General features: G+C 60.0%; 8 protein-coding genes. 1 reads left to right on the forward strand and 7 read right to left on the reverse strand.

Going from position 1 to position 10222, the window contains the following annotated elements:
• Positions 1-66: 66 nt before the first annotated feature.
• Positions 67-1923, reverse strand: coding sequence for an FAD-dependent oxidoreductase (locus HMPREF3098_RS04590; protein WP_083284097.1), 1857 nt, complete (start codon positions 1921-1923; stop codon positions 67-69).
• 512 nt (positions 1924-2435) lie between these two features.
• Complete coding sequence (gene glnA / locus HMPREF3098_RS04595) at positions 2436-3872, reverse strand: type I glutamate--ammonia ligase (RefSeq protein WP_035113335.1); 1437 nt, start codon at positions 3870-3872, stop codon at positions 2436-2438.
• A 342-nt stretch (positions 3873-4214) separates the two neighbouring features.
• Between glnA and HMPREF3098_RS04600 the strand changes: the two genes are divergently transcribed.
• Entirely contained in the window at positions 4215-4691 is a 477-nt protein-coding gene (locus HMPREF3098_RS04600) for an RDD family protein (RefSeq protein ID WP_035113336.1), read from the forward strand.
• A 235-nt stretch (positions 4692-4926) separates the two neighbouring features.
• On the opposite strand, the gene HMPREF3098_RS04605 is transcribed toward HMPREF3098_RS04600, so the two are convergent.
• The 5 genes from HMPREF3098_RS04605 to sucB all read right to left on the reverse strand — a co-directional run.
• Positions 4927-5562, reverse strand: coding sequence for a LysE family translocator (locus HMPREF3098_RS04605; protein ID WP_035113337.1), 636 nt, complete (start codon positions 5560-5562; stop codon positions 4927-4929).
• Between the two features lie 267 nt (positions 5563-5829).
• Positions 5830-6603 (reverse strand): DUF4191 domain-containing protein, encoded by a 774-nt coding sequence (locus tag HMPREF3098_RS04610; protein ID WP_035113338.1) that lies wholly within the window; start codon positions 6601-6603, stop codon positions 5830-5832.
• 204 nt (positions 6604-6807) lie between these two features.
• Entirely contained in the window at positions 6808-7854 is a 1047-nt protein-coding gene (gene lipA / locus HMPREF3098_RS04615) for a lipoyl synthase (RefSeq protein WP_070434174.1), read from the reverse strand.
• A 71-nt stretch (positions 7855-7925) separates the two neighbouring features.
• The gene (gene lipB / locus HMPREF3098_RS04620; protein ID WP_035113340.1) at positions 7926-8636 is read right to left on the reverse strand and encodes a lipoyl(octanoyl) transferase LipB; all 711 of its coding nucleotides are present in this window, start codon (positions 8634-8636) and stop codon (positions 7926-7928) included.
• Positions 8637-8978: 342 nt separating this feature from the next.
• Positions 8979-10222: 2-oxoglutarate dehydrogenase, E2 component, dihydrolipoamide succinyltransferase (sucB, locus tag HMPREF3098_RS11825; protein ID WP_141739670.1), on the reverse strand; the 1244-nt coding region annotated here is incomplete at its 5' end.

The raw sequence follows: 10222 nt of genomic DNA on the forward strand, positions 1-10222 counted from the left end.
CACCCCTATTGTTGAACGAAGTGGGGGAGCAGGAGGGCGTCGAGATAAAGAAAAAGAGGCGATGGTCTAGCGAGTCGCGTGGCCGAAGCTCCAGGTGAGGTAACCGCCGTCCAAGTTGGCGACTTCAACGTTGTGAGCGCGCAGCAACTGGGTGGCAACGTTACCGCGCAACCCCACCTGGCACTGCGCGATGACTTTGGTGCCGGAGGGGATCTCCGCGATGCGATCGCGAAGCTCGTCGACCGGAATGTTGACGGCGCCTGGGATGGCACCGGCGGCGAACTCGCCAGCGGTGCGGACATCCATGACCAGCCAGCCATCCTGTTGGAGCTGTTCGACCTGGTGCCACTGCACCGACTGTTGCCCGTTGCGACGGTTGTCCACGATGAAACCAGCCAGGTTGACCGGGTCCTTGGCGGAGCCGACCTGTGGGGAATATGCCAGCTCCAGATCGGCCAACTGCCAGGCCTTGAGGCCTGCGTGCATGGCGGTGGCGATGACGTCGATGCGCTTATCCGCACCGTTTTCGCCGATGACCTGCGCACCCAGGATGCGGTAATCGTCGGTGCGGTAGATCAGCTTCATGTGCAAGGCGGTGGCGCCGGGGTAGTAGCCCGCGTGGTTCAAGGGGTGCAGGTGGACCACATCGAAGGGGCCGTCGCCGCCCAGTTCGGCGACCGTGCGCTTCTCGTTCCACCCCACGGCGGTGGCGGTGAGGCCGAACAATTGGACCACGGACGTGCCCTTGGTGGGGGCTGTGGCCATGCCATCCCCGGCGCGGCCCGTGATGATGTCCGCGACCAGGCGACCGTGGCGGTTGGCGGTTTGAGCAAGAGGGATCATTGTGTCCGCGCCGGTGTGGGTGTCTTTCTTCAAGGCCGCATCACCGAGGGCGAAGATGTGCGGATCGCTGGTGCGCAGTTGCTCGTCGACGACGATGCCGCCGCGCTCGCCGACGGTCAGGCCGGCCAGGCGGGCCAATTGGTCATTCGGGCGCACACCGACGGCGGAGATAACGATGTCCGCGGGTAGTTCCGTGCCCTGGGCAGTGCAGACGTGTGTTTCCGTGATGGTGTTGACCTGTTGGTCGGTGAGGACGTGCACGTTATTGCCCTCCAGGTGCTGTTGAACCACGCTGGCCATTTCGGGATCCAGCGGGGCCATGATCTGCGGGTTTGCCTCGATGACTGTGGTATTGATGCCGCGGTGAGCGAAGTTCTCCGCGACTTCGAGGCCGATGAAGCCGCCGCCGATGATGACGGCGGTGGACGGTTGGGTTTCCGCAAGGGCCGTCGTGATCGTGTCCGTATCTTCCACCGTGCGCAGGGTGTAGGCGCGCTCTATGCCAGGGATAGGTGGCACGAACGGGGACGCGCCGGGGGAGAGCACGAGGTAGTCATAGGTGAGGGTGTATTCGGTGTTGGTTGCTGCACCGTTTTCAGTACCGTTTTCTGCGCCGTTGCCGGGGCCACGTTCCGTGCCTGTGCTGGGGTACTGTCCTGCGCCGTCGACTGGGTATTGTCCTTCGCCGTCGCCGGGGCCTTGAACGCGAACGGTTTTGGCCTCCCGGTCGATGGCCACGGCCGTGGAATTCACCCGCACATCGATATTGAAACGAGTCTTGAGCGATTCCGGGGTCTGCAGCAGCAGTGCATCGCGGTCTTCGATGACCTGGCCCAAGTAATAGGGCCACCCGCAGTTGGCGAAGGAAACGTGGCCGGAGGATTCCAACACGGTGATCTGCATGTTTTCGTCCATGCGGCGCAGGCGGGCGGCGGTGGACATACCGCCGGCCACGCCCCCGATGATGACGGTGTGCTGGGGGGTGGTGTGCTGTGGGTTGGTGGGCTGGGTGTGCGTGGGTTGCTGGTTCCCGGTGGGTCGGGTTTGAACGGGCTCGTTATTGGCGGCCTGCTGGTTCATGATGTGGGCTCGTTTCTGGTGAATCGGATGGGGGTTATTTGTGACCAAACAGGCTCGCGAAGATGCCTCCGGAATTGCTGTCAGAGCGCTCACAGGTGCACCACTGTCCGGCGGGAACGGTTGCCTTTACCTGAGCAACGTGTTGGCCACAGCCGGCCCAGGTGGTCTTGCCGCACTTCTTGCATTCAATGGGACGACACATGGTGAGGATTCCTTTCGTAGGAGGACGAGGGCGGAGTTTATCCCTAACGCGGTTAACGATACCCCTAGGGGTATCCGTAGGGCAAGTGTGCGCCCAGGGTAAGGCGCCCACCCATTGGGGGCTTGCGCGAGCGGGGCAAGGGGGTCGGGTAAAAAAGAACCCCGGCCGAGGCTGATTCGGCCTCGGGAGGGGGAGATGCGGAGGCGAGGGAGGGAGGCGAGGGGCGGAAATTGCAAAACCCACGGCAACCGCAAAGGCTACCGTGGGTTCAGCGTGCGAGCGTGCATGCGAGGGGGAGCGCCCCAACCAACTAGCAGTCGAAGTACATCTCGAACTCCTGCGGCGTTGGGCGCAGGCGCGTTGGCATGATCTCGTTGTCAACCTTGTAGTTGATGTAGGTCTCGATCAGATCCTCGGTGAACACTCCACCTTCGGTGAGGAACTCGTTGTCCTCTTCCAGAGCCTTGAGTGCAGCTTCCAGGGAAGTCGGAGCCTGTGGAATGCCCTTAGCTTCCTCCGGTGGCAGTTCGTACAGGTCCTTATCCACCGGCGCGTGTGGCTCGATGCGGTTCTTGATGCCGTCCAGGCCGGCCATCATCATCGCTGCGAAGCCGAGGTATGGGTTACCGGATGGGTCCGGAGCGCGGAACTCGATGCGCTTGGCCTTCGGGTTGGAACCGGTGATCGGGATGCGGATCGCGGCGGAACGGTTGCGCTGTGAGTACACGAGGTTGATTGGGGCCTCGAAGCCCGGAACCAGACGGTGGTAGGAGTTCAGCGTTGGGTTGGTGAAGGCCAACACAGCGCCCGCGTGCTCCAGGATGCCACCGATGTAGTAGCGCGCCAGGTCGGACAGGCCCGCGTAGCCGTTTTCGTCAAAGAACAGTGGCTTGCCGTCCTTCCACAGGGACTGGTGGGCGTGCATGCCGGAACCGTTGTCGCCAGCCAGTGGCTTAGGCATGAAGGTGGCTACCTTGCCGTTGTTCCACGCGGTGTTCTTCACGATGTATTTGAAAGACTGCAGGTCGTCGGCTGCGTGCAGCAACGTGTTGAACTTGTAGTTGATTTCCTGCTGGCCACCGGTGCCCACCTCGTGGTGGAAACGCTCTAGCTCAAAACCGGATTCCGCCAAGTTCAGCGCCATCTGATCGCGCAGTTCTTGGGTCTGGTCGTATGGAGCGACAGGGAAGTAGCCGCCCTTCATGCGGGTCTTGTTACCGCGGTTCAGGGAACCGTCTAGGTCGAACTCCTCGCCACGGTTCCACCAACCTTCGCTGGAGTCCACTTCGAAGAAGGCGTTGTTGGTGTCCACGGAGTAACGCGCGGAATCGAACAGGTAGAACTCGGCTTCAGCGCCGAAGAAACAGGTGTCCGCGATGCCAGTGGAAGTCAGGTACTCCTGTGCTTTGCGGGCCACGTTGCGTGGGTCGCGGCTGAAAGGCTCGCGGGTGAATGGGTCGTGGACGAAGAACTTCATGTTCAACGTCTTTGCGGTGCGGAAGGGGTCGATCTTCGCGGTGGCGAGATCCGGCAGCAGGTTCATGTCAGACTCTTCGATGGTGGTGAAACCACGGACGGAGGAACCGTCGAAAGCCAGACCCTCCTCTGCTGCTTCCTCGTCGAATGCGCTGGCCGGGATGGTGAAGTGCTGTTCGGTGCCCGGTACGTCGGTAAAACGAACGTCGACGAATTCCACATCGTTGTCCTTGATGTACTTCACAACATCAGCGGGAGTCTCAAAAGCCACTGTTAATCTTCTTCCGTTCTGTGCAGTTGCAAAACTTGCGTTCGATCTGCCTGGTTGTCCGCGGATTCTTCGCGGTACCGGCAACGTGCAAAAACCAGTGTAGACAAACTGTGTTGCTCGCCTGTCACCTTAGTGTTTCCGCGTTGTTAACTCTTTTGTCGATTCCTCCGGGCCACCAATCACGTTGCCTGCGGAGCGCCGTTGTTTTCTTTGTGTCGACGCCTCCCTCTGCCCGCGAACGGTCACCGCCGGGAATTACGTATATAAGCATACGCACATATGCCGGGGGTTCGTGTCGGTTTTAGTGCTTTTCGTTGGGAGGGGGATAGTCTAGGAACCATTATGAGCGAGAAAAGATCTTGGCTGGAAGGCCCGCAACTTCCCGGCGAAAATGACGCCACTGGGCAGGTAAGCACGTACCCCGGAGAATCGTTCGGCATCCCCAAGGAGGGGCCGGGGTCGCTGGCGACGTTATTTCCTCGCATGGCCGCGTTGCTCATCGACTGGTTCGTGTGCATGGGCTTGGCGTGGTTGATCACTCTGCAAACTGACGTGCTGGGGCACTACTCCACGCTGACGTGGCTGTTGTTCCTGGTGTGGCGCACGGTCTCTGTGTGGTTGTTCGCGCAATCCCCTGGACATGCTGTCGTTGGCATCGGGGTGGGGCGTATCGACAAGCCCAACGAGCGTGTGGGATTCATTCGTGCATTCGTTCGTACCTTCTTCACGCTCTTCCTGTTCCCGCCGATTATTCAGGACACCGACGGTCGCGGCATGCACGACCGCGCCACGGGCACGGCAGTGGTGCGGGTGCGTTAACCACACGGGCACAGCCACCCGCCTCAGGATCCTCTCACTGGCCATTCGCTGGCCTCCGTTGTTCGCGAAGCAGAACGAGATGACCTAAGACGCGCGGTTTTTCGTCGTTTCGTTCTGCTTTTCGGGGCATTAGGGGATCTGCCCATGAGTAAACGCGCGGTTTTGGTCGTTTCGTTCTGCCTTTCGGACATTGGGAGAGGCCGCACACAAAGCGCGGTCATACCGAGACCCGGGTCTAACCCGAAAACGTCCGCGCCAGCAAGACCGTGGCGAAGATGACAAACAGGGTTGCGGAGATCGCGTCGATAATGGGGCCTGCTCCAAGCAACTTCCGGCGTACCCGAGCGGTCGACACGACAAACGCCACGAATCCAAATCCCAAAGCTGCCTCGACCACCAGTAAAGCTCCAAGAATGACGCTCCAATACCACGGAGTACCAGCCGGTAGGGCCGGAGCGATGATCGCGGTGAGATACAGGACGATCTTCGGATTGGATAGATTTGTCATCAGGCCCTGCCGGTAGCTGACTGAGAGGGTCCCGAGGATCTCCGCCATATCGATATCCTGCACCGGTTGATTCCACTGCTGCTTGGCCACACGGGCCAACCCAAAGGCCATGTATAGCAGGTAGGCTGCACCGGCCAGTTGGATGAGCGTGAGTAATCCCGGGTGCCGCGTGAGCAGAATTGCTGCACCGGCAATTGTGAGGGCGATCCAGAATGTGGCGCCGGTTACGATTCCTGCCACCGCGGCAAGAGCATGGGGGCGGGATTTGGCGCTCATGCGCAAAACCAATAACAAGTCGGGACCTGGGGTGAACACCCCAAGAGCATTGAGTACCAGGATGGTACCGAGCAATTCAATGCTCATGATTCAGTGATCTCTGCAGCGGGACTCATAAAAATGCTCTCGTGGATTGGCTACTGGAGCTGGCTTCTTCGGTAAGGGCCTTGGGCGATTGGCTACTGGAGCTGGCTTCATCGGTCAATGCTCGCGTGGATTGGCTACGGGGCCCGCCCTAACCTCCTGGAGGCCCCTAGCGAATCGCCATTGGATTGGGGCTAACGGCCAAGAGGACCGGCTTAACTCCTAGAGGCCCGGCATAACACCGTTGGGGCCGGACTCGTCAACCCAGTCCTAGCCCTTCTTGCCACGCTCTGCAGCGCGACGTGCACGGCGGTTCATACCCGCAACCTTGGCGCCCTTAGGCAGGGGACCCTTGGGCAACGCGCTCTGTGGAGAGTTCAACTTAGAGATGGATTCCACACGGCTGTTGAGGGCCTCAACCTCGTTCTTCTTGATGTTACGAGGCATGCGCATCATGTGGTTCTGCAATTTCTTGACCGGAACCTGGCCTTCACCGTCACCCACGATGACTTCGTAAATGGGGGTCTTGCCCACGATACGGGCCAGCTTCTTCTTCTCCTGGGCCATCATTGGCTTCAAGCGGTGAGGGGCACCCTCACCCACCAGCACCACACCAGGGGTTCCAACCACGCGGTGAACAGCATCCATGTGCGTGTTCGATGCAATGCCGGGTTCCGTAATCCACTTCATGCCTACGCCATCGCGCATATTCTGCAGCGCCCAAGCCGCGGCACCCGTTTCACCCTCAATTTGGTCATACACACCAGACTGCAGGCGACGGGAGAAAACCACCATGGCCAGCACAGCACCCAGCAAAATACCCAGAATGAGGTTCAGCCACCACCAGCCGAACACAATGCTGAGAAGCAGTAAGACGACGATCGGCACGAGGAACGCCACCAGCATCAACGGTACAAGTTTCTTATCCCGTTCGCGCTGGATCTTGAAGGCCTGCCACATCTGGGAGTACTGCTGCTTGCGCTGAGCCTTCTTCGCAGCCTTAGCTGCCTTTTGATTTTCCTTTTCGCGGATGTCCTTCGCCATGCTTCATAGGATAGAACATCGTTGCGACAACCGATAAACACCCCGGCTTCGGCTGAGCTCGGGGAAGTCGGGGAGGCGTCAATATAAAAAGAAAAGGCGCCAAGCGGCCCCTGCAAAAACCGGAAGCTAGCACCAACCGGAAGCTGGCGAACCCAAGCGGCAAAAGCACGCAGAAGAGCAGCCGCCGAGCCCGCCCATACAGCCCTAGCGCGTGGCAGACACCGGGGTTTCCTCGGACGCACCATACTTGTCCAGCAGCGTGGAGGCCTCTTGCGAGGTGGTGCCTTCCAGCTTGTCGGCGAGGTGCTTCAAGTTCTGGGGAAGTTCCTCTCCGCGAGCGGCCTTGGCCTGCGCGTACAGGCGCCCAGCGCGGTAGGAAGAGCGTACCAACGGGCCGGACATGACGGCCTTGATGCCCAAGTCGTATGCAGCCTCGGAGTGCTCCATGAATTCCTCCGGCTTCACCCAACGTTCAATGGGGTGGTGTAGCGGGGATGGGCGCAGGTATTGGGTGATCGTCAGAATGTCCGTTCCAGCATCCACTAGGTCCTTGATGGCATCTTGAACTTCTTCCTTCGTCTCGCCCATGCCTAGGATCAGGTTGGACTTCGTCACGAGGCCACGGTTGTGGGCGCGGTTGATGACCTCCAGGGAACGGTCGTACTTGAATGCCGGGCGGATGCGCTTGAAGATGCGCGGCACGGTCTCCAGGTTGTGGGCGAACACCTCGGGCTCGGCATCGAAGACAATGTCCAGCAGTTCTGGCTTGTTGGAGAAATCTGGGGTGAGGTTTTCTACGCCCGTATTGGGGTTAAGCTCGTGGATTTGGCGCACGACCTCGGCGTATAGCCAAGCACCTTCGTCGTCCAAGTCATCGCGAGTCACACCAGTGATGGTCGCGTAGCGCAGGCCCATCTCCTGAATGTTCTCGGCCACGCGACGTGGCTCATCGCGATCTAGGGGAGAGGGGCGACCGGACTTGATCTGGCAGAAGTCACAGCGTCGGGAGCAGGTATCGCCACCGATAAGGAAGGTCGCCTCGCGGTCCTCCCAGCATTCGTGGATGTTAGGGCAGCCGGCTTCTTGGCACACTGTGTGCAGAGATGCACCCGAGACGCGGTTTTTCATATCCCGGTACTCGGGGCCCATCTTTGCGCTAGTGCGGATCCAGCGTGGCTTGGACTCAATGGGTGTCTGAGAATTCTTCGCCTCAATGCGGAGCATGCGGCGTCCGTCTGCGGTCACAGTCATGGCGTCCACCCTACGCGCCTTTAAAAACGGTTGCTAACCCCGGGTTTGAGGAATGCACGCTATGGCCACGACTAACCCAATTCGTGCTCTTCTACCTGCAAATCCCCGTTCATGGCATCCACAATGTGTCGCGCCAAGATGTCCTTGGCCTCAGCCACGGTCACGTCGCGTCCCAGCTCGGCCGTCAGGGTGGTCACACCCGCATCCGCTAGGCCACACGGGACGATGTGGTCGTAGTACTCCATCGTGTTATCGCAGTTCAGGCTAACACCGTGCATCGTCACACCGCGCGTCACGCGAATGCCGATGGCGGCGATCTTACGTGCCGGCTTCAGCTCGCCGTCGACCAGCCCCGCGGGCAGCCACACTCCGGAACGCCCCTCGATGCGCCCCACGCCCTGCAGCCCAAGCTCGTTGCAGGTAGCAATGAGGGCCTCTTCCAGGCGGCGGACGTAATCCACAACATCCACCGGGTCATCCAGTTGAATGATCGGGTACGCCACTAACTGCCCAGGGCCGTGCCACGTGATCCTGCCACCGCGGTCGATATCCACCACGGGCAGCCCGTTGGTGGGCCGGTCGGAATCCTCGGTACGCTTGCCGGCGGTGTATGTGGGAGGGTGTTCTAGCAGCAGGAGGGTATCCGTAATCTCACCCTCAGCGCGTTGCTTGGCCAGCCCCGCCTGCCGGTCCCATGTGGTTTGGTATTCCACGAACCCCAAATCTTGAATATCGATCGAAGAATCTGGAGACCTTCTGATACTGCCCTTTTGGTAACCCATGCGTCACATAGTACGCCTGTGCATCGTCGTAGCCCCTCGCCCTGTGCCTTTTAGTTGCGGGCTTCGCGGTTGTTTTTTTATCCGACGCCGCCCGCCGTCGCTTCCCTTCACAACTCAAAAACCCCGGTGCTGCGGTCTGCGTTCTGCTTCGGCGCCGACTGCTGACTCTCAGCGTCAAAAACCCCGGTGCTGCGGTTTGAGTGCAGCACCGGGGTTTGGTCCCGCTGTCCGTGTTGTCGAAACGCGGGAAATGCGGGAAACGCGGGAGCTGGTGGGGCCAAGCGAGAACTAGGTGATGAACATAGTTCGTGCCGGGCGGGGGAGCCCCGCCAGAACTTCAGACTAGAGCTCTAGGTCGGCCTCGAAGTCGCCGTTTTCCAGACGATCGCGAACGGTGGACATGAAGCGTCCTGCATCCGCGCCGTCGATGACCTGGTGATCGTAGGTCATTGGCAGCAGAACCATCGAGCGGATACCAATGGACTCGCCACCGTCCTCGGACAGGACGACCGGGCGACGAACGATAACGCCGGTACCGACCATTGCGGCCTGCGGTGGAACCAGGATCGGGGTATCGGTCAATGCGCCTTCGGAACCGATGTTGGTGATGGTAAAGGTGCCACCGGCCAGATCCTGCGGCTTGAGCTTGTTGTTGCGCGCGCGGTCAGCAATGTCAACGATAGCCTTTGCCAGTTCTGGCAGGCTCATGTCCTGTGCATTGTGGATCACTGGGCTCAGCAGGCCAGCAGGAGTATCCACTGCAATGCCCAGATTAACCTGGCCGTGGTAGGTCATTTCCTTGGTCTGTGCGTTGTAGGACGCGTTGACGTTCGGGTGGGAAACCAGGGCCTCGACCATTGCCTTGGCGAAGAATGGCAGGTAGGTCAGGTTCACACCGTGCTTCTTCGCGAAGCTTTCCTTGACCTGCTTGCGCAGTTCTGCCACGTGGGTCATGTCGACTTCATGTACCTGAGTCAGCTGAGCAGCCGCATGCAGGGATTCGAGGGTCTTCTTCGCCGTGATTTCGCGGATGCGGCTGACCTTCTGGGTGGTGCCACGGAGATCCTGCTTGGACAGATCCACACGGTGAGTGGAAGCACGTGGGCCAGCAGGGGACTGCTCGTCGGAGGAGGATGCCGTAGCAGCGCCACCACCGTTGGCAGCAGCAAGAACGTCCTGCTTACGGATACGGCCACCAACGCCGGTGCCCTCAATCTTGGACAAGTCAACGTCGTGCTTTTCAGCCAGCTTGCGAACCAGAGGGGTTACGTAAGGCAGGTTGCCCTCGGCTGGTTCGGACTGGGACTCGTTGGACTGGGTTGCCCCGGACTGGGACTTGCTGGGCTCGTTCTTCTTGGAAGAGTCGCCTTCAGACGCGGTGTTGTCCTTGTCATCGCTAGTGGAAACACCCTTATCCTCGGCGCGCTCAGCTGGCTTCTCAGCGGCAGCTTCCTTGGCCTCGGCATCCTTATCCGACTTTGCGTCCTCCTCGGGCTCGTCAGATTTGTTGTCAGCCTTGTTCTTGTCTTCGCTGCTGTCGGACTTTTTGTCCGACTTGGAAGGCTTGGCGGAGCCGTCACCCACGC

This window comes from Corynebacterium sp. HMSC28B08 (assembly GCF_001806865.1).
In the GTDB taxonomy this organism is placed as follows: domain Bacteria; phylum Actinomycetota; class Actinomycetes; order Mycobacteriales; family Mycobacteriaceae; genus Corynebacterium; species Corynebacterium auriscanis.

Bases quoted from the DNA above. Each gene is read 5' to 3' on its own strand.
- HMPREF3098_RS04590 (WP_083284097.1), bottom strand. From the start codon at position 1,923: ATGAACCAGCAGGCCGCCAATAACGAGCCCGTTCAAACCCGACCCACC.
- HMPREF3098_RS04600 (WP_035113336.1), top strand. From the start codon at position 4,215: ATGAGCGAGAAAAGATCTTGGCTGGAAGGCCCGCAACTTCCCGGCGAA.
- HMPREF3098_RS04605 (WP_035113337.1), bottom strand. From the start codon at position 5,562: ATGAGCATTGAATTGCTCGGTACCATCCTGGTACTCAATGCTCTTGGG.
- HMPREF3098_RS04610 (WP_035113338.1), bottom strand. From the start codon at position 6,603: ATGGCGAAGGACATCCGCGAAAAGGAAAATCAAAAGGCAGCTAAGGCT.
- lipA (WP_070434174.1), bottom strand. From the start codon at position 7,854: ATGACTGTGACCGCAGACGGACGCCGCATGCTCCGCATTGAGGCGAAG.
- lipB (WP_035113340.1), bottom strand. From the start codon at position 8,636: ATGGGTTACCAAAAGGGCAGTATCAGAAGGTCTCCAGATTCTTCGATC.